Genomic DNA, 26,042 nt, shown 5'->3' with positions numbered 1-26,042 from the left:
GGTTGAGATGGCGATTCGCGCGCGCATGGGTATCGCCGGGCGGTTGATCGTCACCAGCACCTTGTTGCTGGTGCTGGTCGTCAGCGCCTTCGGCTGGGTCGCCGCCGGCCAGTCGCGGCGCCTGATCGACCATGCCGCGCGTCGCCACCAGCAGCGCCTCGCCGAGTGGCTCGACCGCTCGGGCCGGGCCCAGGTGCTCTTTCTCGCGGAGACGGCGCGCATCGCCATCGTGCAGAGCGACTACACCACGCTGCAGGAGACGATCGAAAACGTCGCCCGCCGCGACGATCTGATGCTGCTCGCCACGGTCGTCGATTCGTCGGGCAACGTCCTCGCCGACAGCCGCGCTGCCCAGGTCGGCCACCCCGCCGATGCCAGCGTGGCGCCGCTGGTGCAGGGCGGGGAGCCGCGCGTCGTCGCGGATGCGACGATCCGCGGGCAGCAGGCCATGATCTTCACCGCGCCGATCATCCACACGGGGAAGGTCCTCGGCCACGTCGCCTTCGCGTCGAGCCGCGCGCCGCTGCAGGCGGAAATGGACCGGGCGCAGCAGCTCAAGCAGCTCGAGCTCAAGGCCACGTTGGCCAAGACGCTCGGCATGGGACTGCTTTCGGTGCTGGTGGGGGCCGTCCTCACGATCCTGCAGGGGATGCGAATAAGCCGGCCGCTGCGGGAGGTCGCGCGCAAGGCCGATCAGATCGCGCGCGGCGACCTGCAGGCGCGCGCGCTGGTCAACAGCCAGGATGAGATCGGGCTGCTGGCCGACCGATTCAACTTCATGGCCGAACAGGTCAGCGTGCTGATGAACGAGGCGCTGCATAAGGCGGCGATGGAGAAGGAGCTCGAGCTGGCGAGCGCCGTACAGGCGACCTTGGTCCCGAGCTCGCCGGTGATCCGCCGGCAGGGCATCAACCTGGCAGGCTACTTCAAGCCAGCGACGCGCTGCGCCGGCGACTGGTGGACCTACTACGATCTCTCCCACGGCCGCCTGATGGTGATCATCGGCGACGTCACCGGCCACGGCGCAGCCTCGGCGATGGTGACCGCCGTCGCCAAGGGGACGGCGTCCACGGTCAACCGACAGTCCGCCGGTAACCCGGACCTCACCGAGCTGATGCTGGCGATGAACGCCGCGATCCATGACATCTCGCGCGGGCAGTTCGTGATGACCTGCTTTGTGACGATCTTCGATCCGCGGACCTATACGCTCGAGTTCGCCAACGCGGGGCACCACTTCCCGGCGCTCTATCGCGCGGGAAGTGGGCAGATCGAGGGCCTTGTCTCGCGCGGCAACCGGCTCGGCGATCTGGCGGAGGCGCACTTCGCCGTCGAGCGGGTGCAGGTCGCGCCCGACGACGTCTTGGTCTGGTACACGGATGGGATCATCGAGTGTGAGAACGCCGCCGGGGCCGTCTACGGCGAGCGGCGCTTTCGTGCGGTGATTCGCGACCATGCCGCGGAAGCCGCGGAGCGGGTTCGCGATGCGACAGTGCAGGAGTCGAGCAAGTTCTGCGGCACCGCCGCCGCGCAGGACGACGTGACGGTCGTCGTGGGGAAATTCAGTTGAGACCATCACTAGCACGCCATCTCGGGTCCTTCTTCGCTCTGGTCGCGGTCGTTGCGCTGACCACCTCCGCTCACGCCCAGGGGCGCGCGAGCTCAGCCGCTGCGGCGCAGGATTTGGTCGAGCAGGCCGACGCGGAGCTCGCCGAGGGCCGCCTGCCCGCGGCGGAGGCGCTCTATCGCCGAGCGTTGGCCTATGCGCCGCTGGAGATCGGCTTCGAGCGCTATTCGATGCTGCTCTTCGCGCAGCGCCGCTTCCTCGCCGGGCAAACCCTGATCGACGCGGGGCTGCGGCAGCATCCGCAAAGTGAGGCCCTGCGGGCGCAGCGCGGGCTGCACCTCTTCAAGCTCAACCGCGTGCGCGAGGCCTACGCGGACCTCAGCGCGGTGGTGGAGAGCCAGCGCGGACGCTTCGCGACGCAGGCGGTCACCGCCCAGTGCTGCTTGCGCATGGCTGACTATCCGTGTGTGCGCGCTGCCGTCGACGCCTATCTGACGGCTCGGCCGCCGAAGATCGAGGGCAAGGACTACTCGTTTCGGGTGCTACGCGCGCTGGCCAACCTGCGGCTCGGCGAGCGGCAGACGGCCTCTGCCGAGCTGGCGGAGGTGCTGCGGGCGCAGCCGCAGTACCTGCCGGCGCTGCAGGCGCAGGCCGAGCTCCAGCTCCGCGCAGGCGCCTTCCGCGCCGCCGCCTTCAGCTACGAGCGACTGCTGCCCCGCGCACCGAGTCCAGAGCTGCACCTGATGCTGGGGCAGGCCTATCTCGGTGATGGGAGGGCGGCGCTGGCCCTGGTCCAGGCGCAGCAGGCCTTGGCGGCCCAGCCGAAAGATCGGGAGAGCATTCTGCTCGAGGGCGACGCGCTGACCGCGCTCGGGCGCTTCGAGCAGGCGCTGGTCGCGTATCGGCGGTTGGCGGCGCGCGACGCCGCGACGATGTACCGGCGCAACGCCAAGCTCTTTCTGCGCCGCGGGCAACCCGCTGAGGCGCTGAGCGAGATCGAAGCAGAGGCCCGTATGCCGACCGCGCCCAACGAGGTGCTTGCCCTGGCGCTGCGGGCTGCGACCGGCGCCAAGCTCGTGCCGCAGGCCAAGGGCTACGCCGACCGCCTGCTTGGCCGCAGCGGGATCACGGTCGAGATGCGCCTCCAGTGTGGGCGCGCCTATGGCGCCGCTGGCGAGACGGAGCGCGCGGAGCAGGTCCTCGAGGCGGTGATTGCCGCCGAGGCCGGGAACCTCGCGGCGCGCCGGGAATTGGTGCGGCTGCTCGTCGGCGTCGCCGAGGCCGCGCGCGCGAGGGGCGCGCTGCCGCTGGCCCTGAGCACGCTCGAGCGCGCTCAGCGGCTTCAACCCGCGGCGATCGTCGTCGCGCGCAACCTGGCGCTGTTGCAGCTCAAGACCGGAGCGGCGGCGGCGGCGTTGCTGCAGCTCGAGGGGGTGCTCGAGCGCGTGCCCGGGGACCTTGATGCCAACCGCTTGGCGGGGCGGGTGCTGGTCGCCATGAAGCGTCCGGAGGCTGCGCTGCTACGCCTCAACGCCGCGGTCGCTGCAGCCGGGCCCCTCGGTGGACCGGCGCTGGCGCGAGCGCTGGCCGACACGGCGGCGGTGCACTGCGGCCTCAGGCATTTCGACGAGTGCATCGCGCAATTCGACCGCGCGCGCGAGCTGCTGCGCGGCGCCACGGGTGACGCGGCGCGCTTGGCCGCGCTGACCGGCTTCGTCACGGCCCAGAGCATGCGTGCCTACCTCCAACGCGCGGTCGCCGCCGGGGTCGCGGCGAAGGCGCGGGCAGCCGATGTCCGCCAGGCGATCGCCCTGGCCGCGGCGCTACCAGAGAGCGAGCGCACCCTCGCCCAAGGGGTGGCGGCGGTCGTGGCGGTGCTCGAGGAGCCCGAGGCCCGTCGGCGGCGCGGGAACGCGCTCGGGCGCTTGCGCTGGGCGCAGGTGTTGCGGCCCGGCTATGAGCGCATCGGCGCCAACCTGATGGCCGCCTACCTCGACTACCTTTCGGGGGCCCCCTCGCGGAAGCTGCGCGGCGCCCAACGTCTCGAGCGCCTGGCGCGCCAGGTCAACGAGCCGGAACGAGGCGCCCTGCTTCAGCTCGCGGCGAGCGGACATGAACAATACGGGGCCGCGCTCTTCCGCGCGGGCCGCTTTTCCGTCGCGCGGCAGGCCTACGCCCAGAGCGCCGCGTTGGCGGTGGGCGAGCCATCCCTGGCGCAGCAGCATAACCGCCTGCTCGCCGACGGGGTGGGCAAGGCGCCGGAGCAGGTCCAGCTCGCCTTGCGCAACCTGCAGGCGCGGCTGCCCCTGGCCGACTGCAATCTCGCCGTGCTCTACGAAGAGCGTGGCGCCGCCGGTGATCAGTCGCGGGCGCACCAGCTCTATCGATCATGCCTGCGCCGCGGTGGTGTCTATCCTGGGTTGCGCCAGCTCGTCGAGGCGCAAGAGCGGGTACGAAAGGTGCTGGAACCATGAGAGCGTCGCTTGCTCGGGGCCGTCGGATTGGACTGTGCGCGCTCGCGCTCGGCTGGATGGCGTGGCCCGCGCTGGTGCGGGGTCAGCCAGCGGCAACGCCGCTGACGGTGGCGCTCTACGCGCCCGACGTGGCCTTCGCCGGCTCCGCGGCACGTTACGCCTATGTCACCGCCTTGGCCGCCCATCTCGCTCAGGCCCTGAAGCGTCCGGCCGTCGGTCGCGCCTACAAGCAGCTGGGTGACTTCGACCGCGATTGGCGCGCGGGGCGCATCGGCGTGGCGGTCGTCGGTTCGCTGAAGCTGGCCTCGGGGGTGCGCGGCGCGCAGGTCATCGCCACCGCTCTCCCGCGGCGTGCGGGGGCAGGCGATTGGACGATCATGAGCGCGACCGCAGACCTGGCGGGGCTCAAGCACCAGGTGCTGCAGGTGCCGATGATGGGGCAGCTGACCTGGGCCTTCCTGCGCTACGTGCTCTTCGCCGATCAACTCGATCCCCGCAGCTACTTCAAGGTTCGCGTCTCGCCCGACGTCGCCTCGGCGGTGGCCGCCGTGCGGATCGGCCGGGCGGCCGCGGCGCTGGCGCCGGCGAGCACCCCAGGGCTGCGCGCCGCCATCGGCCCCGTCGAGCTGCCCCCGCCGGTCTTGGCGGTGCTCGAGACGGGGCTCTCGGCGACCGAGGTGGCGTCGATTCGGCAGGCCGCGCTGGCGTTCGCCGAGCCCCTCTCCGCCGACTACGGCACCTTCCGAGCGACGGGCACCGAGGCCTTTCGCGCGCTGGCCGCCGCGGCCCGTCGACGTCAGCGAAGCCTCGCGTTGTTGCCCGTGGTGCCGCTGCGCCTGGCGCCCGACGCGGTCGTCGATCCACGACGCTTGGCCATCGCGCTGGAGCCGCTCGACGAGGCGCTCTGGCTGCCCTGAAGCCGCACTGCGGCGATCGCCAGCCGCGCTCCCGAGATTTCCTTTTGCTCGCGTCATCTCTGCTAAGATGGCGCGCTTGGTGGTGGCGCTCTGCACCTCCCGATACTCCGCCCGTGGCCTGCCGCCGGCGTTCTAGGGGGCTAAGATGGACATCCCAGCGGAGCTGCGGCAGTTCGCCGAGGTCCTGACCGACAGCTATTTCATCGTCGACCGCGACCGCAACATCGTCGACTTCAACCGTGCCTTCTACTCGATGCTCCCGCGCGCTAGCGCGCGCACGCTCAAGTCGAGGAAGTGCCACGAAGTCCTGAAGCTCAATATCTGCAAGGAGCGCTGCATCGCGCAGCAGTGCTGGGCCAGCGCCGCCCCCGTGCGTCTGGACGAGATCCGCGGGACCGTGGAGGGGCAGGAGGGCGAGCTGAGCTTCATCCTGAGCGCGATTCCGATTCGCAACGCGCAGGGTGAGCTGATCGGTGCGATGGAGGTTCAGCGCAACGTCACTGATGAGTCCGCGGTGCAGAATAAGTATCGGCGACAGGTCGAGGTCAGCGAGAACCGCCTGACCGAGCTGAAGGAGAAGCTGCACCAGCGCTCGGGCCGCCTGCTCGAACTGAGCCGTGAGGTTGGCCGCCTGCAGCAGGCCCTGCTGAAGGCCAAGACGAGCCTCTTCGGCTAATGACCGTGGTGCCGTCTACCTCCAACATCGCGCGCTGCCCGCGCCTCCCCGGCGCGCCGCGTGGGGCTGACGCGTGAGTGAGCGCGCCGACAGCCTGGCGCACGATGATGCCAGCGCTATCCCGGAGCCCCCGGCGAACTTCGGCAAGTACCGCCTGCTGCGGCGCATCGGTCGCGGCGGTATGGCCGAGGTCTTCCTCGCCCGGCCGAGGGGCCAGCGTCGCCTGCTCGCCATCAAGTGCATGCGCAAGTCGCTGGCGGCGCGGCCGGCCTTCGTCGAGATGTTCATCCGCGAAGGCAAGCTGGCGATGCAGCTGCACCACGACGGCATCGTCAAGACCTTCGAGATCGGCCGCGTCCACGGCATCCCCTTCATCTGCATGGAGTACATCTCGGGGATCGACCTCTCGCAGCTGATTCCGCGCATCCATAGCCACTACCTGCGGCGGCTACCCGTGCCACACGCGCTCTACATCGTTAGCCAGGTCTGCGAGGGGCTGGAGTACTCCCACGGGCTGCGCGATGGTGACGGGCGGCCGCTCAAGCTCGTCAACCGCGATGTCAACCCGTCGAATATCCGCATCGGCTTCGAGGGGAAGGTCAAGCTGCTGGATTTCGGGATCGCCAAGGCGGCGACCGCGCTGAGCAGCGAGATCGGCGCGATCAAGGGCAAGATCGGTCACATGTCGCCGGAGCAGGTCCGCGGCCTGCCGCTCGATCACCGCTCCGACATCTTTTCCGTCGGCGTCACGCTGCACGAGATGCTGACCGGCGAGCGCCTCTTCAAGGGGTCGAGCGACTTCCAGACGATGGACCGCGTGCGGCGGGCCGAGGTGCCCAGCCCGTCGAGGGTCAACCCGCGCGTGCCGGAGGATCTCGATGCTGCCGTGCTGCGCATGCTCGAGCGCAGCCCTGAACAACGCTTCCAAACGGCGGGTGAGGCGGCCGAGGCGCTGCGCCAGGTGTTGGCCCGCTACCGCTTCAGCAACACCGAGCTACGCGATCTCGTGCGCGAGCTCTTTCATGCCGAGTGGGAGCAAGACGAGGCGCTGATCGCGGCCAGCAGGGCAACCGAGGAGTATGATGTCCTGCCGCGCAGGACGGCGCCCGACGAGGACTACGGTGAGTTCGTCCTGGCGCTCGATGGCGCCGAGGGCAAACCGAATCGAGGTCCAAGGCAACGCCGGCGCGCGGCTGCGTGGTGGATGTATGGGCTCGTGGTGGCCTCCGTGGTCGTGGTGCTTGCGGCGCTGGTCTTCGTGCTCTTCAGAGCATGACCTGCCCCTTAGCGGCAGAGGCGCAGCGCGGGCGCCAGATCAACAGATCAACAGGCCAGATCAACGGGCCAGATCAACAGGCCAGATAAGCAGGCCGGGTGAGCGATGGTCGGTGACGAAGTGAATGCGGCGGGCGATGGTCTGGCGCCGACGTCAAGCGCCGACGCCCGCGCTGCGGCCGACGATTGGGCGCGCTTGCTCGCGGCGATCGCGCAAGGCGACCCGATCTCCTCGATCGATCGCTTGCTCGTCGCCGTCGCTTATCTCGACCTCGGCGCCCCATGCGCGGAGGTCGAGCAGCACCTTGGCGGCGCGCTGGAGGGGCAAGCGGACGAGGCTCGGCTGCCGCGCTGGCTCTTGCGCCAATGCACGCTCTACGGGCCTGGGCAGCCCGAGGGCAAGCGGGGACCGGTCGGCTCGCCGCTGGCTGAGGATCTGCGCCGGCTCGCCGCCGCGCCAGCGCTGGAGCGTCGGGTGCCGCGCGCGGCGGGCGCCGCGGCGGGGGACGATGCCGCCGAGGCTTCGCGGCTGGTGCGGCAGCTGATGCTGGTGACGACCGACCGTTGGGAGGAGCTGGCGGCCGAGCTGGCGCAAGGGGATCCCACGGAGCAATGCCTCGCGGCGCATGTTTACGGCGATCGGCTCGGCCAACGCGAAGAGCAGGTGGCGCTCCTCGGTCAGCTGAGCCCGCGCTTCCCGCTCTTCGTCGCCGAGTCGCTCCTCGATCTGGCGTGGGCCGAGGCGTCGCCCGGCCTGGCGGTTGGCGCGGCGCTGCAGGCGCGGGAGGCTGCGCTCGGGACTACGGCCTGCGCGGTCGAGCGGGTGGCGACGACCGCGGTGCTCGCCCTCTGCGTGGCCGACAGCGGGGTCGTCCTCCCGCCGCTGCCCGTCACCCAGCGCTCGCGAGCCTGGGCCGAGATCGAAGCGCTGGCCGCCAGGCGTGGCTGCGCTGCGCAGGGTCCCGCCCTCGCCGAGCAGCACCTACAGCGTGCGCGCGTGCATGAGAGCGCGTTCGCAGCCGCGCTGCGGCTGCGCGCCGCGCAGCTCCTCGTCGCCGCCGACGAACCGGCCCGTGCCGACGCGGCCCTGGCGCTGGCGGACGACGTGGTGCTCGGGCCGGTGCTGCGGCGCATGCGCTTGCTCTGCCAGGCGCGCCTGGGGCAGCGCGCGGGGCTGGCGCGAGCGTTGATGGCGGTGCTCGTCGACCTCGCGCCGGCGGCGGCGGCGGCGGCGCTGCACCTCGCCGTGGAGCTGGCGATCGACGACCCTCCGGCGCTGCGCGCCATCGCCGAGCAGCTACGCGTCCTCACCCGCGAGGCCCCGCCCGAGCTGGCCTGGGAGGCCGGCGGCCTCTTGCTCGCCGCCTCGCGGCGCCTGCGCGCACCGGGCCTGCTGCGCGAGGCCTGGCTCACCTTGGGCCAGCGCCTGACGACGGATCATGAGCGCGCCCTCTGCGCCTTCGCGGCGCTCGGCACCAGCGTTCACGGCATCAGTGCTCCTCAGGTCGCCACGGCAGACCGCGCGGCGAACGAGGCGGTCGACCAGCAGCTGCTGACCCTGGCGCAGCGCACGCTGCCCGCCAGTCTCCCGCTGCTGGCGCTCACCGCGCTGCGCTGGCCGAGCGGCGCGCGCTGGGAGGCGCTCCTCAGCGCGCTGCTACCGGTCCTCGAGGGGGCCGAGCCCGCGGCCGCCGTCGCCGCGCTCTGTGAGCTGGCGCGGCAGCTCGCGCGCCGCAGCGACGGACGGCAGCAGGCGTTGGGCCTGCTCGAACGCGCTGGAGCGCTCGCGCCGGGCGCGGCGCCGACGCTGCGCCAGCTCGCGGAGGTGCAGCTCAGCCTCGGCCAGCCCGCCGCCGCGGCAGCGACCCTCGAGCAGACGGCAGCGCTGGTCGACGATCTCGAGGCGGCTGAGCTCTTTTGCGAGATCGGCCGGCTCCACCGTGCCGCCGACCCGACCGCGGCCGCCGCCCCGCAGGCCTTCTACCGCGCGCTCGAGCTCAATCCCTTCCAGCCCGAAGCGCTCAACGCGTTGCGGCTCCTGCTCGGCCCGGAGGCCCATGATCAGCGCATCCCCCTGCTCGAAGGACTGCTCTCGCTCGCGCCGCCGACCGCTGAGCGGGTCGCGCTCCTGCTCGACCTCGTCGGTGACCTGCGCCGGCGGGGCGCGCAGCGCGGTGGCGTCGTCGACCTCAAGCCTGCCCTCGACCGCAGCGCTGAGGCGCTCAGTCTGGCGCCCGCCGACGAGCGCGTGGGCCAGCAGTTCGCCGAGCTTTGTCAGCTCACGGGCGAGCGGGCGCGGCTCTTTGCCAGCGCGCCCCTCCTGCAGCAGACGCGGACCGGGCGCCAGGCGCTGGCCGAGGCGCTGGTCGCCGATCAGCGCTGGGCCGAGGCCGTCGAGGCCTGGCGGGCGGTCGCCGCTGGTGAGGCCGGCCAGGCCGAGGCCAAGGAGGCGGCGCTGCTGCTGGCCGGGCGCATCGCGCTCGAGCGGCTGGGCGAGCGCGCGCAGGCTGTGACCTTGCTGCAGCAGGCCTGGCGCGCCAGGCCCGGCACGGTCGCCGTCTTCGAGCTGCTTCATCCGCTGCTCGCGGATGGCGGGCGCTGGGCGGAGCTAGCGGCGTTGCTGGAGGAGCACAGCGCCTTGATCGTCGCCGAGAAGGCCGTGCCGCTGCGGATCGAGCTCGCGCGGCTGGCGCTCGAGCAGCTAGGCAATCGCACCCTCGCGCGGCAGCAGCTCGAACAGGTCCTGGCCGCGCAGCCGACGCAGATCGAGGCGCTGCGCCTGCTCGCCAGCAGGGTCGACCTGACGGAGGGGCCGCGTGAGCGCGCCCGCGTGCTCGAGCAAATCGTCGCGGTCAGCGAGGGCCAAGACAACCTGCTCGAGCCCCTGCTGCAGCTCGGTGCGCTCTATGCGGAGCTCGGCGACGAAGGGGCCGAGCTGCGCATCTTGGGTAGTCTGCAGCAGCTCTACCCGGACGACGAGGCGGCGTTGCGCTACTGCGAGCAGGCCTATGCGCGACACGGGCGCTGGGCTGAGCTGGCGTCGCTCTATGAACGACGGCTCGCGGCCCTGGCGGCGAGCAACGGCGGCGTCCTTCCCGAGGCGGCGGCGGCGCTGCTCGAGCGCAAGGGGCATATCGAGCTCGATCGGCTCGGGGCGCGGTCGAGCGCGACGGACAGCTTCATCCAGCTCCTGGAGCTGCGACCGGGCGACACCGCGACGGTACGCCTGCTCGAGCAGGTGCTGACCGAGGGGCTGGATTGGGCCCGCATGGTCACCGTCTACGAGCGCCAGGCCAGCATCGCGCGCGAACGCGCCGCGCAGATCGCCTTCCTCCGCCAGGCGGCGCGCGTCGCGCGTGAGCGCCTACGCGATGAGGCCGAGGCCCTGAGGCTCTTCGAGCGGCTTTACAAGCTCGATCCGACGGACGCCGAGGCCTTCGCCGTCCTCGAGGGACGCCTGGAGCGGCAGGAGGATCACCGCCGATTGGTCGATCTGCTGGTCGAGCACGCAGCGGGGATGGGCGAGCCCTTACATCGCCTGGAGGCGCTGTTGCGGGCCGCCGGGATCTGCGAGCGCATCCCCGATGTCGAGCGCGCACTGACGATCTATCGCCAGGCGCACCTGGAGGAGCCCGCCAGCGCAGCCGCGCTGGACGCACTGGCGCGCATCTACGAGTCGCGGGAGCGCTGGCAGGAGCTGCTCGAGACGACCGAGAAGCAGATCGCGATCGAGCCGAGCGATCGGCGCCGGGCGCTGCTCTGCTTCAAGTGCGGCTCCGTGATGGAGACGCAGTTCGCGAACGACCACGACGCGCTGCGTTACTACACGCGAGCCGTCAAGATGTCGGCGACCTGCCTGCCGGCGCTGCACGGCTTGCGTGACCTCCACGCGCGCCGCAACGAGTGGGATCACGTCGCGCGCACGCTCGAGCTCGAGGCGCGGATCTGGAAGGATCCGAAGGGCAAGGCCGACACCTTGGCTCGCCTCGGCGAGCTCTATAAGGAGCGGCTGAACGATCCGGAGAAGGCGAAGGCCTGTTACCACCGGGCGATCGAGGTCAGCGCCGACTGTCTGCCCGCCGCCCTCGCCCTCTTCGAGATTCACGCCGACCGCGGCGACGCCGCCGAGGCCGCGCGCTGGGGTGAGGTCTGCAACCGCAGTGGCACGCTGCGTCGCACGCCGGCCCTCGAGCTGCGCTTTTACGTGCGCTGGGCTCGGGCGCTTGCCCGCTGTGAGCGACCGACGCAGGCCGCCGAGGCCGCGCTCCAGTCGCTCGAGCTCGCGCCCGCCGACACCGAGGCGCTGGTGGTCTTGTTGGAGCTCTGTCGCCACCACCCCGGGGCCTACGACTTCCAGCACGCCTTGGAGCAGCTCAGCCACTCGGAGCCGGTGCAGCAGCACCCGGTGGCGCGTGCGCTGGTGGACACCTGCTTCGGCGCGCTGGCCGAGCAGCGGGGCGACGTCGAGGGCGCCTTGGCGCTCTTTCGGCGCGCCCAGCAACAGGCGCCCGACGAGCTCGAGGTGACGCGCTCGCTCGCGGACCTGCTGCTGGCGATCGACGCGAGCGATGAAGCGCTGCAGCTGATGCAGCAACTGCGCGCGCGGGCTGGCGGGTCGCCCGATTGGCTGGCGGCGACCGGTTGGCTCGCGTCCTTCGAGCTGCTGCGCCGCGGGCGACCGGAGCGCGCGGCGGCGCTCTATCGCGAGATCCTTCAGCGCGAGCCCGCGGCCGACGAGACGCGCCAGAAGCTCGTGGAGTGCCTCCTGCTTGCTGGCGCTGCGCCGGCCGCCTACGCCGAAATGCTGCCGCTCTGCGAGGGTCAAAGCGGCGCGCCAGCGCTCACGCCGCTGCGTCTCGCGGAGCAGCTCCAGCTGCTGGGAATGGCAGCCTACCGCAGCGGTCGCGCGAGCGAGGCCGAGCGCCACTGGCGGCGCGCGAGCGAGGTGTTGCCCCAGTGGGTCGCCGCCAACCTTGCCCTGGCGCGGCGCCACTTCGGCGCCGGCGACCTCCGCGCCGCCGAGCGCGAGCTCAAGGCTGCCGAGCAGAACGCCGAGACCGGCCACGACGAGGTGCAGCGGGCCCAGGCCCAGTTCTATGCCGCGAGCGGCCATCCCGAACGGGCGGTCGTACTGCTGCAGAAGGTCTGCCGCGGCGGCGACGCTGCCGCCGCGAGGGGCGAGATCGACGACCGCGTGGCCTTGGCTCGACTGCTGGCGGCGCGCGGCGACCACGCGCAGGCGGCGACCGTTCTGCGGGCGGCGCTCGCTGACCATGGGGCCTATGCCGAGGCCTACGGCGAGCTCCTGAGGCTCTCGGTCGCCGTCGGTGACACTGCTGCAGCGCGCCGCGCTGCCCAGGTGTTGGAGTCGGCGACGGGCCAACGCGATGACCGAGCGCTGCCGCCGGCGCTCGACCGGCCGGTCAGCGTGGCGGGCTGGGAGAGCTTCACGGCTCCCTGGCGCGAGTCGCCGTGTGATTTCGTGTTGCACGTCTTTGACGAGGTGCTGCCCGAGGCGATGGTGGCCGACCGCAGCCAGTGGCAGCCCGTCGTGCACCGGCCTGCGCTGGAGGCCCGCGACCTCGCGGCGCGGGTGCTCGGCGTTTCCGGCGTGACCCTCGCCCGCGTCGCCGAGCAGGCGGCGCTGGTGCGGGTTCAGGGCAGCACGGTGCTGCTCTCGGAGGTCGCCCTGCAGCTCGAGCGGGACGAGCTGCGCGTCTTGCTGCTGCGCGCGGCGGTTGCGGTGCGGCTTGGCTACCCCTCCTTGCTCGCCAGCGCGGCCGGGCGCCTGCGTCGCTTGCGCGAGCTGACCTTGGTCCTCCTCGGGCAGGACGAGGCGCAGGGACCGGGTTTTCAGGAGCTGCTGCGGCGCTTGCCGCGGCGCACGGTCAGGCAGCTCACTCAGCTCCGCGCGCGGATCGGCGGGCCCCTTCCCGAGCTCTTCGACCGCTGGCTGGCGAGCACTGTGGATCTATGGGATCGTCTGCCCTTGCTGCTCGGCGAGGACTTCGGTGCCTGGTCGCGGGTGGCGCTCGTCGCCGACGCCTTCCCGCCGGCGGTGGTGCGCGAGGGCGGCCTCTTGGTGGCCTCGCCCGCAGTGGAGCGCATGGCGCAGTATTATGTCTCGGCGGCCTTTGTCGAGGACCACCGCCGGCTCTGGAGCTGAGCGGCTCCCGATGAATTCGACAAGGCTCAGGCGCCAGAGTAGCCTGGCGAGTGCGAGGGAACGATGAGTGATCGGCTGCACGTCGAGGTAACTGAACTCGAGAACGTCAATTACGTCGCCTTGGCCGGCGTGATCGACGAGGATAACGCGCTCAGCGCCATCACCGAGCGCTTGACCAAGCCCCTGGTCGTGATCAAGAGCGCCGACGTCGAGCGCATCAACTCCTGCGGCGTGCGCGACTGGGTCAACTGGCTCGGCGAGCTCCAGCAGAAGCAGCTCGACGTCTATCTGATCGAGTGCTCACCGGCGATGATGACGCAGGTCAACCTGATCAATAACTTCACCGGTCACGGGAAGATCCTCAGTTTCTATTCGCCTTACTTCTGTCCGCCGCCCTGCGAGTCGGACAAGATGTTGTTGATTCGCATGGAAGAGGCGCTGCGGACGCAGCCCTTTCGCGCGCCGGTTTCCCGCTGTGATGAGTGCGACCAGCTGCTCGAGTTCGACGACCTCGAGAGCTCCTATTTCGGCTTCCTCGCCGGGCTCCAGCTGCCCAAGATCCCGCCGGAGGTCGAACAGGCGCTGCGTAAGGTCAGCAGTGGTGACGCCAAGCCGCTGCGCTCACGGAGCTCGATGATCAAGCCCGCGCTGGCGACGGTCGGTGCCTTCGGGCCCAGCTCGCTCACAGGCGGTGGCAGCAGTTCGAGCATCCCCAGCTCGCGCGAGCTGAAGAGCCTGCTGAGCGAGGTCTCGTTCACGCACACGCCCTTCGACCCCGAGGGTGCGTCGCCGGCGCCCTTCCCCAACAAGCTGCTCTATGTGGTGGTCGGGTTGCTCAGCCTGGCGATCCTGCTGCTGACCTACGTCGTCTTCCGCGGGGGCTGAGCCTCCCGCGCCGGGATTGGGGCAGCCCCTCCCCTCTGGTGGGTCTCCGACTAGCCGCCGTGGGGCGGAGCTCCGGGAACCAGATAGGGCCACAGGAAGACGAGGCCCGCGACGACGAAGAGCAGCAGCGCGGCGATGGTCAGCACGAGATAGCGCAAATCGAAGACCCAGCCCTTGCCCTGCGGCGCGTTCAGCTCCTCCCGGACGCGCCCCTCCGCGACGACGGGGTTGGGCTCGTTGAAGAAGCCGAGGTGGCGCAGGCTCTGCGTCGATGCTGCGAGATCGAGCACGACAATCACCTCGGTCGTCTTGCCCGGCACCGTGTTGAACATCAGCTCGGTCGCGTGCTTCGCCACCATGTACAGACCCAGACCCGCACCGGAGGGCTTGTCGGCGATCTGGTCGGCCGCCTGCGCGCAGTGCTCCAGTCGGTCGAGCACCGATGAGCGGCGTAACGATCCGTAGGTGTCGCGCACGCTGATCACGAGCCGCCGCCCATCGCAGCCGTACTGCAGCGTCACCGGTCGTTCGAGCCGCACGTTGGCCCGTTGGTTGGGCATCAGATGGCCGAAGAGCGGCCGCCCTTGGCCATCGACCGGTGCGTCGTAGAGCGCGTTCATCAACAGCTCTTCGGCGACGAGCTGCACGCCGTCGCAGAGGCGGGCGCGGAGGCGCAGCGTCTTGACGAAGGCCAGCAGCGAGGTCGTCGCGCGGTGCCGATCCTCGGTAGAGGTGATCACCTCGGTGCCGATCAAGACACCCCACGGCAAGAGCTTCGACACGCCGAAGATGTTGCCCCAGGCCAGCTTGCCTGCCAGATAGGTCAGCAGGTTTGGCGCGGCCCCGAGGTAGTCCTCGGCGACGACCGATTGGACGGAGGGTTGTCGTAGCAGGTAGACGGCGTCGACGAGGCTGGGCTCGGGGAGCACCAGCGCGCTGGCGCACGCGGGCCGCAGCTCGCCAAGCAGCGCGACCAGGGGATCGCCGACGCCCTCGAGCCGCCCGAGCAGGACATCGCCTTCGGCGGCGACAGCCTTCGGGTCCGCTACCACCTGCACCGAGCCGCCGACGCCACGCAGCTGCCCGACCCAGCTCCTCACCGGAGTTGGATCCTGGCTATAGACGACGCAACGAGGACCTAGCATGGCGCGGGATCGACTCGCTGAGCACTGATTCGACGCACACTCCACCCGAGGCGCCGTGCCCGGGCAGTGGCCTTAAAGTCCCCAAAGCGCGACGCCGCGCCAGTATGCGTCACGACCCCCATGATTGCAATTCACGCCCGCATCGAGTGCACATCGAGCGCACACCTCCAGCGCACATCGGCCGCGGGCCTTCGCGCGCGCTTGTCTTCGGCGCGCCGTCGCGCTAGTTGCAAGGGTCATCGCAAGGGTCAGGCCTGCGCCGTGCCTTCCCCGGTCCGGCGCCCTTGCGTCACCCCAGGAGGAGGCCCCCGGCGGCGCCGTCCTGCACCGACCGCGCTCGTGGGTTCGCCCGTGAGGCGACACGTGAGGCGAGAAGGAGCCGTCGATGTCCGCTTCCCTCAAGGTCTTGCTGGTCTATCCGCGTTTCGAGGGCAAGTCGTTTTGGAACTACCAGGCGACGCTCGAGGCGGTAGGCAAGCGCTACTCGAATACCCCCCTCGGCCTGATTACGGTCGCCGCGGTGCTGCCGCGCGATTGGGAGCTGAGGCTCTGCGACTGCAACGTCGGTGAGCTGACCGACGAGGACCTGGCCTGGGCCGACGTGGTCTTCACCGGCGGCATGTTGCCGCAGCAGACCCATGCGCTCGCGGTGGTCGGCCGAGCGCAGCGCTTGGGGGCCTACGTCGCGGTGGGTGGCCCCGACTGCACCTGTAGCCCCGAGGTCTACGCGGCTGCCGACCTACGCGTTGCCGGCGAGGTCGAGGCCGTGGTGGACGCGCTGGTCGAAGCCGTTCGCGAACGGCGCCGCGGCGCCCTGGTGCGCGCCGAGGACTTCCCCGACGTGCACACCTCGCCGGTGCCCCGCTTCGACCTGCTGCGGCTCGAGCGCTACCTGCACGTGGGCGTGCAGTTCTCGCGCGGCTGCCCCTACGCCTGTGAGTTCTGCAACGTCATCGAGCTCAATGGTCGGCGGCCGCGGACCAAGACCACCAAGCAGGTCTTGGCCGAGCTGCAGGCGCTCTACGACCTCGGCTGGCGCGGGCACGTGGACTTCGTCGACGACAACTTCATCGGCAACCGTCGCGAGGCGGCCACGCTCTGCGCCGCCCTGAGCGCGTGGTTGGCGACGCATGGTCAGCCCTTCGAGTTCTCCACTGAGGTCAGCGTCAACCTCGCCGACAGCCCGGCGCTGCTCGAAGCGCTGCGGCGCGCCAACTTCTTCGCCGTCTTCGTCGGTATCGAGACGCCCGACCCCGCGGCGCTCGCCGGCGCTGGCAAGACGCATAACCTCAACCGCGACCTCGTCGAGCATGTGCGCGCGATCCAGCGGGCCGGTCTCTTCGTCAACGCTGGCTTCATCATCGGCTTCGACGCCGAGACGCAGAGCATCGCTCGGCCGATGATCGACTGCATCGAGGCGGCGGCGATCCCCGTCTGCATGGTCGGGCTGCTCTACGCGCTGCCGAATACTCAGCTCGCCCGGCGCCTCGCCGCCGAGGGGCGGCTGGAGGGGGTCTTCGACCAGGTGGTCGCGGGCGGCGGCGACGCCGATCAGTGCACCTCGGGACTCAACTTCCGTACGCGGCGGCCCAAGTCCGAGGCGCTCGCCGACTACCGCCAGGTGCTACGCGAAATCTACGCGCCCGGCGCCTTCTTCGGGCGCGTCCGACGGATGGTGCGCGAGATGGATCTCAGCGCCAACCGCTGCCGCCAGCCGCTGCGCCTGCTGCTGCGCGACCTGCGCAGCTTCGTCCGGATTTGCCTACGCGCGGGCTTTCGCGACCGGGCAGCCCGTCGCCACTACTGGGGGGCGCTGCTCGATGCCCTGATGCACAACCCGCGCGGGCTGCGCACGGCGGTGTCGATGGCCGCGCTCTATCTCCATCTGGGCCCCTTCGCCCAGACGATGGATACGCTGCTCGAGCAGCGCGTGGCGACCCTCCTCGAGCCGCTGCCGACCTGAGCCGCGCCACCGGCTTGCCCGGGGTCGCGGCGCCTGGACGGGTGCAATATTCCTGTTCAGGTCGTAACAAAAACCACTCTTAATAATTGCGCTATAGTGGAGGCGTGCGCTTCTTCGGCCAACACAGGGTGTGGGCCCTGGGCCTGCTTCCGTGCTTGCTCGGGCTGACGGGCGCTTGCGTGCGCGCGGGCTTCGAGACCGGTCGCGCGCCCCTCGCCGGCGATGCCGGGGCGGATCGTGCGTCAGAGCTGCTGACGCTCGGCTTGCGTGATGCGCTGACGGGGCGCTCGGATCGCGCGCGCTCGCGCACCCTCGACCTCGTGATCGCCGGTGATCAGGGCGTCGCCCGCTACTGCCTGACGCTGGCCGACGCGCTCCCACCGAGCGACGCCGACGCCCCCTGTGTGCAAGGGCAGGGCCCCGCGGCTGGCTGGTGGACGGCGCGTCCGCCGCAGTTCCTGCTTCCGGCGGAGGAGGGGCGCCACGCGCTCTCGCTCTGGGGCGCGGATGCCCAGGGGCGGGTGTCATGGGGACCGGCGCGCGCTTCGATCATCCTCGACACCCTCGCGCCCCCACCGCCGACCCTCGACCTGACCGACGTCAGCAGCGGCTCCGCGCTGATCACGGCGACCGGAGCCGTCAACGTTACCCTCGGCGGTGACGCCGGCACGAGCGCCTATTGTCTGATCGAGACCGCCGCGGACCTCCCGAGCCCGGGGGCGCCGCGCTTCGACGACCCTTGCTTCGCGGCGCCGCCGCAGGGGCCGCTGCAGCTCGGCGCGATCGGCCTGCGTGTCGTCTGGGCCTTCGCGCGCGACGAGGCCTGGAATGTCTCGGCGACGCCGGGTTCGGCGCGGATCGAGTGGCGCGCCGGGGCTGCGCTGCCGGCCTTCGTCTGGGTCGGTCGGGCGGGTGATGCGGCCTTCGCGAATCCCGAGAACTGGTCGACTCGGGTGGTGCCTGGCGCGGGCGACGTCGCGCGCTTCGATGCCAGCTGCGGGGCCCGCTGCGACTGCACGCTCGGCGCGCCGACGAGCGTCGCCGGGCTCGACCTGGCGCCCGGGTATACGGGCCTCTTGCGCCAGGGGGTCGGGCAGACGCTGAGCGTCGGCCCGAGCGGGATCGCGGTCGCCGGGGGCACGCTACGCGGCAGCGAGAGCGCGATCGTCGTCAACGGCAACGTCACGCTGACCGGCGGGCGCTTCGAGAGCACGCGTGGGACGCTCTCGATCGGGTTCGCGACGGCGGTCGACAACACCGGCGGGCTGACCCTTTCCGGGGGCGTCTTCGTCGCCGGCGCGGGGACCGTGCGCTTCGATGGTAGCAAAGCGAACGACGAGCTCTGGACCGACGTGGCCCGCATCGACAGCGTCGCCCCGCTGCAGCTCAACCGCCTCGTCGTCAGTATCCTCGACACGAAAACGACCCAGGGCCAAGACGGCGCGATCCTCCGCCTCGGCGCCACGACGCGCGTGCTCGTCGCCGCTGAGCTGGTGCTCGAGGACGGCAAGCTCGTCGGCGGCGCCATCGAGCTGCGCGGCAACCTCACGACCACCTGCGCCGGCGCGGGCGTCTGCGCCGAGGGCGGCCTGACGCCCCTGATCGTCAAGGGCGATGGCGTCGCGCAGACCTATGGCGGCCCCGGTCTCGGGCCGCTGGTCGTCGTGGACAAGGACGGCAGCTTCGAGCCGGCGGCCGGCACCACGAGCTACAGCCTCTCCGGCTTGAAGCTCAGCCGAGGCAGCTTCGTCAGCCCCACGGGCACGCTGCGCTTTCACTTTGATCGCGAGTACGGGCTGCCGCTGCCGCACGACGACGAGGGCTTTCGCATCGTCGGCGGCACCTTCGTCAACCGGCTCAGCGCGCTCGTGATCAACCCCTGGGTCAGCACCGAGGCCAATCAGAACGCCTTTCCGCTCGACGTCGGGACGCTCGACGTGCCGACGCTGCTCATCGACCTCGACGACTACAACCAGCGCTACGGCTTCAACAACGAGTGGATCGGGCTGGCGCCCGGCACCGTGCTGCGTGTCGCCGGCAGGCTCGAGGTGATCGACGGTAGACTCGAGGGTGGTCGGATCGAGGTCGGAGGCGACGTCGCCTTCTCGTGCGCGAGCGAGCGGCGCTGCGCGGGAGGGGGTTCGACCGAGCTGGTGCTGAAGGGCGCGCGGGCCCAAAGCCTCTACCAGCAGCTCGGCACCTACAGCGCGCAGCTTCCGGGCGCGGCGGTGCTGATCGACAGGCCGCCGCTGGCGCCGGCGCTGCGCGCCACCTCCGCGCTGCGGCTCGATGGACCCAATCAGGGCCTGCAGCTGCTCTCGGGCGCGCTGACCACGGAGGGTCGCGCGCTGACCGTGGCCGGCGTGCTGACGCTCGAGGAGGGGACGGTCCTCACGCTCGGGGGTGGCGCCCTCAGCTACGGCGCGCTCGTCGACCGCGGCGCGACCGTGAATCCCTGAGGTGAGGAGCCGGGCGCGTCAGAACACGGTCAGCGAGAGGCCGTGGCTGAGCCCGTAGAGCGCCTCGGCGCTGCGGCCCGCCGAGAGGTCGGCGGGCACGAGATACACGTCGGTGCCGAGGAGCTTGGCGCTGAGGCGCAGGTGCTGCCACTCGAGCGCGACGCCCAGGGGCTCGAGGCCGAGCAGCAGCAGGTCGATGTTGTCCTGGTTGCCGGGCACCAGGACGAAGCCCAGCTCGGCGCCGAAGACGAGCCTGAAGCGGCCCCAACCCGGTCGCCCCTCGAGGCGCCCGCCCAGCAGGTAGCCGGTCGCGTCGCCCGGGTAGACGCGGAAGAGGAACGCGCCCTGGAAGCGCCGCGTGCCGCTGCCGACCTCGAGGCCGACGATGGGACCGCCGCGCGCCTCGCCGAAGAGGTAGTAGGTCTGCAGATCGACCCCGACGGTGAAGAGCGGCGTGGGCGCCGGCGCGCGCTTGATGATCAAGGGGGCGCCCGGCGCCGGCGCGGTCGGGGTGGGCGTTGGCACGGGCGCGGGCGCGGCCGCGGCGCCGGCGGTGGTGGGTGGCGCGGCCGGCGCGGTGCTGGGCACGGTGCTGGGCGCGGTGCTGGGCGCGCTAGCGGGTGCGGTGCTGGGCGCGGTGCTGGGCGCGCTAGCGGGTGCGGCGCTGGGCGCGGTGCTGGGCGCGCTAGCGGGCGTCGCCACGCGCTCCGCCACGGGCTCGTTCGTCGTCGCCGAGTCCGCGGCAGGCCGCGCCAGCTCTGCCGCCAGAGCGACGATCGTCGGCAGGAGCTCTGCCGCGGGGACGCGGGCGCTGCGGTGGCGTGCGGCGCCAGTGGTGGGGGCATAGGCGCTCAGCTCGACGGCGACCTGGCCCTTGGCGCCCTCGAGCTTCAGCGCGAGGATCGCTCCCACCATCAGGCTCCGCCCGAGCTGCAAGATCTCATGCGGCGCGAGGCTGGCCTGCAGGCCGAGCATCTGGCGCATCGCGGCGACGCTCGCGCGATCGACGGCCGGGCAGCCGGCACTGGCGAGCTCCTGCCGAATCCGTCCGTCGGCGAGCAGCGCGACGGCGCTCGGTACGCCCCGGGCCTCGGGCTCGAGCAGCGCGGCGCTGCAGGCACCAGCGGCAGGCTCCGCGGCCGCCGCTTCTGTCGCCAGTGCGATGGTCCCCATTCCGAGCACGACCACCCAGCAGCCCCAGCGTTTGCGTAGGGTACTCATCGGCGTCTCCGGCGCCGCGAACCGAGGCGCTCGATCAGCAGCAGCCCGCCCACGGCCCCGAACCCGAGATCGGGCGCGCCCGCTGGGCCTCCCTCGCGGCGCGCGGGATCGTCGTTGCAGCCGCCACAGCCGTAGCCGAGGCGGTCCTTGCCCAGGGTGCCACGCTCGCCGCTGCTGCCGCTCTTTGGCGCCGTGCCCGCGGCGGGGTTCGCGCTTGGTTGACCGCCCGGGCTGAGGGCACCCGGGACGGTGCCCGCCGCGCCGATGGCGTTGCCCGCGCGCAGGCAGCCCGTCGCGCCGCAGGCGCCCGGGCAGCAAAACGAGCCGCAGCAGTTGGGGAGCGCCGAGGGGCAGTAGTAGCCGTTGCCGCAGCAGGTGGCGCCCTGCGGGGCGCAGGTCCCGTCCGAACAGCAGACGGCGCCGCCCGAGGCCTTGCAGCAGCCGCCCTTGTTGCCGCAGGCGGTGCTGCCGAGGCCGCAGGTCTGCGCCTGACTCTGCGGGCAGGCGGCAGCGCTGCCGGCGCAGCTCCCGTCGGCGCAACAAACGGTATCGGGCGGCGCGCAGGCCTTGCCCCCGCCGCAGCAGGTGGTGCCCGGAGGCTGGCAGGCGCCTTCGCAGCAGACGCCCTCGCAGCTCTCGCCGCCGCAGCAGGGATGCCCGTCAGCGATGCAGCTCCCCCCGCAGCAGAAGGTTCCCGTGCCGCAGCAGCTCTCCCCGCAGCGCTCCTCGCCGCTCGGACAGGGGGGCGGCTTGTCGGTCTCGCTCGGCGGGGTGTTGGGCTTCGACGCGCAATAGGAGCCGGCGAAGATCGCGCAGGACCCGTCCCAGCAGCAGTAGGGCTCGTCGGCGCCGCAGCAGACGCCGTTGCCGCAGGCGTTGGGCTGCGCCGGATCCGAGCAGCTACCGCAATTCGGCAGCCCGGAGGGACAGCAGGCGCCGTGGTCGTTGATCGGCCGCTCGGCCGGGCAGCACTTGCCCTCGCTACAGGTGCTGCCCTCGGCGCAGGACCCCGTGCCGCAGCAGCTCGCCGCCGCGGGGATGCAGGTGTCGTTGCAGCAGCTCTTGCCGCTCTCGCAGTAGCCCGTGCCGCAGCAGGTCACGCCGCTCGGCGCGCAGCTCCCGTTGCAGCATTGCTGCGAGGCGCTGCAGCAGTGGCTGCCGCACTTGTTGCTGCAGGTCGTGCCGCCGCCGGAACCGACGCACCAGCGCACGACCGCCTCGGCCGCGGCGGTGCAGTCGCAGCCCGCGGCGCAGGGGTAGGTCCCGCCGCCGGAGACCGTATACCAGCAGCTGGCGGCGCCGCGGCTGGTGGCGACGCAAGTGCTAATGCTGCCTCCGCGCCGGCAGGCGCTGACGGTGTAGCACGATTGCTGAGCCTGGGCGCTGGGCGTGAAGAGCAGGGGGAGCACAAGGGCGAGCGCCCCCGCGCACGCGACACACGCGACATGGGATGGGCGCATGGGCTAATACTACGGGGTACGAAGGATCGGCGTCAATTTCGCCGGGCGCCTCGGGTCTGGCCGCGTTAAACGTCTGGCCCCGATCAAACGTCTGGCCCCGATCAAACGTCTGGCCCCGATCAAACGTCTGGCCCCGATCAATCTGGCGCGTGGACCGCGCGGCAGAGCTCCTGGTGGGCGTGGTTGACCAGGCGCAGCGTCAGGCCCGTGCGCTCGAGGTAGGGCGCCTTGAGAAAGAGGTGCACGTTGCGTACGCCCTCGACGCTGGGCGCCTCGCCATGCGCCTGCTTGCCGGCGCTGCCCGTAATCAGCCGCAGGCGTTCGCCGGGCTGGACGACGATCCCGGCCTTGAGCGTCGTCACATCGCGTTGCCGGCCCCCGCCGAGCGCGGTGGTCACCATGCAACCCTCGACGTTGAAGGGGGCCGCGCCCTCGTTCTTCAGCTCGATCCACTCATGGTTGAGCAGCTTCTTATCCGCCGTCGCCTGGGTCGCTGTGATCTTGATCGGGCTGGTCATGCGCGCTCTCCCTCGTGCCGCAGTCTAGCCCAGGACGGCCCCGCTCGACTAGCCGCCAGCCGGCGCCGGCGCGACCTTGAGCCGCTCGATGGCGCGATCCGCGGCCTCGAAGAGCCACTCTGGCCGGGAGTCCGCGTTGATGGCCGCCATCGCCCAGTAGATATCGGTGCCCGGTGGCCGTCCCTGCCTGAGCGCTGGCGTCTCCATGAATCCCGACGCCGCCGCGGACACACGAACCTCGCGCTTCGCCTGGCCCATGGCCTGCTCGACCTTCGCGGCCCCCAGGCCCTCACCGACGAGGACGAAGCTGAGCTCGTCGCCGCCGTGGCGGAAACCAGCGACGCTGAGCCGCCTGACGCCCTCGATGCCCCGCAGCTTCCCCTGAATCAGCTCGGCGAAGCGGCGAAAGACTTCGCGGTTCACCTTCGCCTTCGAGTGTGCCTGGTTGAGCCCAGCCACGTTGGCGATGTCCACGACGACGTAGAAGGCGCTCTGCTTCGAATGGGCTCTGAGGTACTCCAGCAATCGCCGCACGGTGGGCACGCGGTTCTCGCCGCGTTCCAGCCGCGTGACAGGGTCGCGGTTTTCGCCACCGGAGGCGCGGAAGGCCGCGCGCAGCGCGCGCAACCACCGGCCCACCGACGCCTCAGGGCGCGTCGCCCCCAAGGGCATGACGGCGGCGCGGCGCAGCGTGATCTGGTCCGGGAAGACGCCCGTGACGGAGGTCGGAGGCGCGCTGACCTTCTTCGAAAGGGCCTCATCGGGCCGCTTGCGCTCGATGCCTCCGCCCAGCGCCAGCGACGGTGCCTCGATCGCCGCGAAAATCCGCGTCAGCGTCTTCTCATCGGCTACCGGGGCGTCGCCCTCGGCGGCGCGGCGCCGCTGCTCGCCCTGTGCCTGCGCGTTCTGCGCCCGCGCCGCTTCCGCCGCCTTGATCACGAGCCCCACCCGGGGCTTGCTGCCGCGCCTGATCTCGGCGACGCCGAAGTGGAGGCCCGCGCCGCCCGCCGCCGCGTTCGCTGGCTCCTTGGGGTGCCGCGCCTGGGCGATGCCCTCGGACCGCGCGTAGACGTCGATGTCCGCCTGCGCCCCGCGCATCGCCCGCTCGATCGCGGACTGATCAACCGAGGCGTCAGCATAGACCAGCGCGCTGAAGCGCGGGCCGCCCTGGCGGAAGAGCAGCACCTGGGCCTCGAGGCCATCCAGTGCATGGCCCGCCAGGCGAGCATAGGCCGCGAGGTGTTTGTTCGCTGCCGCGCCAGAGCCGGCCGCGGCGTTGAGGCCGCCCAGGTTGTGGACCTCGATATCGACGTAGAAGGCGCGGCGCTCACCGCCCTGCTGGGTCACCAGCCGCTGCGCCTCTCTGAGGCTGCCGACGCGCTCCTCGTTGCCGTGAAGGCCCAGCACCGCGTCGCGCCGCGTGCCACCCGCGCTGATGAAGAAGCGCAGGGCCTGGGTCTTGGTCAGGCCCAAGGCCGTGAGCGTTCGCACCACCCGAGCGGCGCCTCGCCTGCCGGGCCCTCGGAGCTCTCGCCTCAGGGCTACCCACGGCGCCTGCTGAGGCGGCGCCGCGCTCGCTGGTAGGGCGAAGAGCAGGGCGAGCGACGCCAGCAGCGCCGGCAAGGGAAGAAGGCGGGACCAGGAGTGGGGCTTGAGCACGGTCTACGCTCCGCTGCCAGCGGGCTTCAACGGAACCTGGTTCGGGTCCGAGGGTAGCTGGCGTTTGGCTCGACGGCCCTCGCGAGGGCGAACGCCGCGCCCTCGGCGCAATGCACGCGCCGTGCCGGAAGGCGGCGGCGCCCCGGCCTGCTGAAATGTGACGTAGGTTTCGCCCGCGCGCCCCGCGCCCGCCGCCCCCCGCCGCGCCCCTGGCCGCTGGTGGCGCCTGACGCGGTCGGTCGATCGACCGAAAGCCGGGCGCTAGGTGCTACGCGCTGGGCTCGTCGGGGCCCTCTTGCGGAGCCTCGGCGCTCTCGCCGGCGGCCTTCAGCCGCGCCAGCCGCTCGGCCACGGCGGCCTCCCGACCATTGCCGCTCGGCTGGTAGAAGCGCTGGCCGATCAGGGCATCCGGCAGATACTGCTGGGCGACGTGATGCCCGGGGTAGTCGTGGGGATAGCGGTAGTCGCGCCCGTGGCCGGCGGCGCGCGCCAGCGCCGTCGGCGCGTTGCGCAGGTGCAGCGGCACCGGCAGCGGGCCGTGCTCGTGCACGGCCTCACGCGCGCGGTCGTAGGTCGTCAGCGCGCTGTTGCTCTTCGGCGCGGTCGCCAGGTAGGTGCAGGCCTGCGTCAGCGGCAGCAGGGCCTCGGGCAGGCCGACCAGTCGCACGGCGTCGAGGCAGGCGATTGTCAGCCCCAGCGCCTGCGGGTCGGCGTTGCCGACGTCCTCGGCGGCGAAGATCACCATCCGGCGCACGACGAAGACGGGATCCTCGCCGGCCTCGAGCATCCGCGCCATCCAGTAGACGGCGGCGTCGGGGTCCGAGCCACGCAGGCTCTTGATGAAGGCGCTGACGACGGCGTAGTGCTGATCGCCCTGCTTGTCGTGCAGCAGCGTCTTGCGCTGCAGCGCCAGCTCGGCCAGCTCGAGCGTGAGCTCGCCGCCCGGACCGGCGAGATTGGCGGCGATCTCGAGCGTCGTCAGCGCGCGGCGCGCATCGCCGTCGGCGGTCTGGGCGATAGCCTCCAGCACGCTCTCGTCGCAGCGCGGCTGGAGCGTGCGCAGCTCGGCGTCGCTCGCCAGCGCGCGGCGCAGAATCGTCACCAGGTGCGGGGCCGCCAGCGCCTCGAGCCGCAGCACGCGCACGCGCGAGAGCAGGGCGGCATTGACCTCGAAGGAGGGGTTCTCGGTCGTCGCGCCGATCAGCACGACGGTGCCGGCCTCGACGTGCGGCAGCAGCGCGTCCTGCTGGGCCTTGTTGAAGCGGTGAAGCTCGTCGATGAAGAGGACCGTCCGCCGCCGATAGACATCGCGCTGCTCGGCGGCCTCGTCGACCGTGGCGCGCAGCTCCTTGACGCCGGCGCCGACCGCCGAGAGTGCGACGAAGCGGGCGCCGCTCTGCTCCGCCAGCAGGCGGGCCAGGGTCGTCTTGCCGCTGCCGGGCGGCCCCCAGAGCACCAGCGAGGGCAGGTGCTCCTCGGCGACCACCCGCTGCAGCAGGCGCCCGGGCCCGAGCAGATGCTCCTGGCCAAAGAACTCCTCCAGCCGCGCCGGCCGCATCCGCGCTGCCAGCGGCGCGCCGCGCTGTTCCCGCTGCGCCTGATGCTGAAAGAGGTCCATCGCTGCCCCCGAGCGTGCCCGAGAGCGCCGGCCCACGTCAAC

Annotated in this window: 15 protein-coding genes; 9 read left to right on the top strand and 6 right to left on the bottom strand. The window is 71.5% G+C overall.

Translation table 11 applies throughout. The features are described from left to right. The first annotated feature begins 7 nt into the window (after positions 1-7). The 7 genes from IPL40_11445 to IPL40_11415 all read left to right on the top strand — a co-directional run bounded on the left by IPL40_11445 (position 8) and on the right by IPL40_11415 (position 13,957). A complete protein-coding gene (locus IPL40_11445) occupies positions 8-1,567 on the top strand; it encodes a SpoIIE family protein phosphatase (GenBank protein ID MBK8481776.1) in 1,560 nt (519 codons plus the stop codon). Continuing rightward, positions 1,564-4,038: a hypothetical protein gene (locus IPL40_11440; GenBank protein MBK8481775.1), complete on the top strand. Its 2,475-nt coding sequence runs from the start codon at positions 1,564-1,566 to the stop codon at positions 4,036-4,038. The genes IPL40_11445 and IPL40_11440 overlap by 4 nt, the downstream gene beginning before the upstream one ends. Next, positions 4,035-4,955, top strand: a complete 921-nt coding sequence (locus IPL40_11435; GenBank protein MBK8481774.1) for a hypothetical protein — start codon at positions 4,035-4,037, stop codon at positions 4,953-4,955. Before IPL40_11440 ends, IPL40_11435 begins: the two co-directional genes overlap by 4 nt. 145 nt (positions 4,956-5,100) lie before the next feature. Beyond that, positions 5,101-5,631, top strand: coding sequence for a PAS domain-containing protein (locus tag IPL40_11430; GenBank protein ID MBK8481773.1), 531 nt, complete (start codon positions 5,101-5,103; stop codon positions 5,629-5,631). Positions 5,632-5,704: 73 nt separating this feature from the next. Beyond that, on the top strand, positions 5,705-6,907 hold the full coding sequence (locus IPL40_11425) for a serine/threonine protein kinase (GenBank protein ID MBK8481772.1): 1,203 nt from the start codon (positions 5,705-5,707) through the stop codon (positions 6,905-6,907). A gap of 105 nt (positions 6,908-7,012) precedes the next feature. Further along, positions 7,013-13,072: a hypothetical protein gene (locus IPL40_11420; protein ID MBK8481771.1), complete on the top strand. Its 6,060-nt coding sequence runs from the start codon at positions 7,013-7,015 to the stop codon at positions 13,070-13,072. A gap of 63 nt (positions 13,073-13,135) precedes the next feature. After that, positions 13,136-13,957, top strand: coding sequence for a hypothetical protein (locus IPL40_11415; GenBank protein MBK8481770.1), 822 nt, complete (start codon positions 13,136-13,138; stop codon positions 13,955-13,957). 50 nt (positions 13,958-14,007) lie between these two features. Here the strand turns inward: IPL40_11415 and IPL40_11410 are convergent, their stop codons facing one another. After that, positions 14,008-15,057 (bottom strand): ATP-binding protein, encoded by a 1,050-nt coding sequence (locus tag IPL40_11410; GenBank protein ID MBK8481769.1) that lies wholly within the window; start codon positions 15,055-15,057, stop codon positions 14,008-14,010. A 430-nt stretch (positions 15,058-15,487) separates the two neighbouring features. Here IPL40_11410 and IPL40_11405 point away from each other — a divergent pair, with 430 nt between their 5' ends. Beyond that, on the top strand, positions 15,488-17,065 hold the full coding sequence (locus IPL40_11405) for a B12-binding domain-containing radical SAM protein (protein ID MBK8481768.1): 1,578 nt from the start codon (positions 15,488-15,490) through the stop codon (positions 17,063-17,065). Between the two features lie 86 nt (positions 17,066-17,151). Then, positions 17,152-19,524: a hypothetical protein gene (locus IPL40_11400; GenBank protein MBK8481767.1), complete on the top strand. Its 2,373-nt coding sequence runs from the start codon at positions 17,152-17,154 to the stop codon at positions 19,522-19,524. Between the two features lie 18 nt (positions 19,525-19,542). Here the strand turns inward: IPL40_11400 and IPL40_11395 are convergent, their stop codons facing one another. From IPL40_11395 to IPL40_11375, 5 genes are all read right to left on the bottom strand, one after another. Continuing rightward, positions 19,543-20,745 carry a hypothetical protein gene (locus IPL40_11395; protein MBK8481766.1) on the bottom strand — a complete coding sequence of 401 codons (1,203 nt, stop codon included), beginning with the start codon at positions 20,743-20,745 and terminating at the stop codon, positions 19,543-19,545. After that, on the bottom strand, positions 20,742-22,205 hold the full coding sequence (locus IPL40_11390) for a hypothetical protein (GenBank protein ID MBK8481765.1): 1,464 nt from the start codon (positions 22,203-22,205) through the stop codon (positions 20,742-20,744). The genes IPL40_11395 and IPL40_11390 overlap by 4 nt, the downstream gene beginning before the upstream one ends. Positions 22,206-22,342: 137 nt before the next feature. Continuing rightward, positions 22,343-22,723, bottom strand: coding sequence for a hypothetical protein (locus tag IPL40_11385; GenBank protein ID MBK8481764.1), 381 nt, complete (start codon positions 22,721-22,723; stop codon positions 22,343-22,345). Positions 22,724-22,771: 48 nt separating this feature from the next. Next, a complete protein-coding gene (locus IPL40_11380; GenBank protein MBK8481763.1) occupies positions 22,772-24,217 on the bottom strand; it encodes a hypothetical protein in 1,446 nt (481 codons plus the stop codon). A 433-nt stretch (positions 24,218-24,650) separates the two neighbouring features. Further along, complete coding sequence (locus IPL40_11375; protein MBK8481762.1) at positions 24,651-26,000, bottom strand: replication-associated recombination protein A; 1,350 nt, start codon at positions 25,998-26,000, stop codon at positions 24,651-24,653. Positions 26,001-26,042 lie beyond the last annotated feature (42 nt).

The organism is Pseudomonadota bacterium, from assembly GCA_016711215.1.
GTDB lineage: Bacteria > Myxococcota_A > Polyangia.
Note: the sequence above shows the minus strand (reverse complement) of the source record. Positions and strands in the feature narration are given on the sequence as shown.

Coding starts and splice junctions, on each gene's coding strand:
- IPL40_11375 (MBK8481762.1), bottom strand. CDS start 26,000: ATGGACCTCTTTCAGCATCAGGCGCAGCGGGAACAGCGCGGCGCGCCG.
- IPL40_11445 (MBK8481776.1), top strand. CDS start 8: ATGGCGATTCGCGCGCGCATGGGTATCGCCGGGCGGTTGATCGTCACC.
- IPL40_11420 (MBK8481771.1), top strand. CDS start 7,013: ATGGTCGGTGACGAAGTGAATGCGGCGGGCGATGGTCTGGCGCCGACG.
- IPL40_11415 (MBK8481770.1), top strand. CDS start 13,136: ATGAGTGATCGGCTGCACGTCGAGGTAACTGAACTCGAGAACGTCAAT.
- IPL40_11405 (MBK8481768.1), top strand. CDS start 15,488: ATGTCCGCTTCCCTCAAGGTCTTGCTGGTCTATCCGCGTTTCGAGGGC.
- IPL40_11395 (MBK8481766.1), bottom strand. CDS start 20,745: ATGAGTACCCTACGCAAACGCTGGGGCTGCTGGGTGGTCGTGCTCGGA.
- IPL40_11430 (MBK8481773.1), top strand. CDS start 5,101: ATGGACATCCCAGCGGAGCTGCGGCAGTTCGCCGAGGTCCTGACCGAC.
- IPL40_11435 (MBK8481774.1), top strand. CDS start 4,035: ATGAGAGCGTCGCTTGCTCGGGGCCGTCGGATTGGACTGTGCGCGCTC.
- IPL40_11390 (MBK8481765.1), bottom strand. CDS start 22,205: ATGCGCCCATCCCATGTCGCGTGTGTCGCGTGCGCGGGGGCGCTCGCC.
- IPL40_11385 (MBK8481764.1), bottom strand. CDS start 22,723: ATGACCAGCCCGATCAAGATCACAGCGACCCAGGCGACGGCGGATAAG.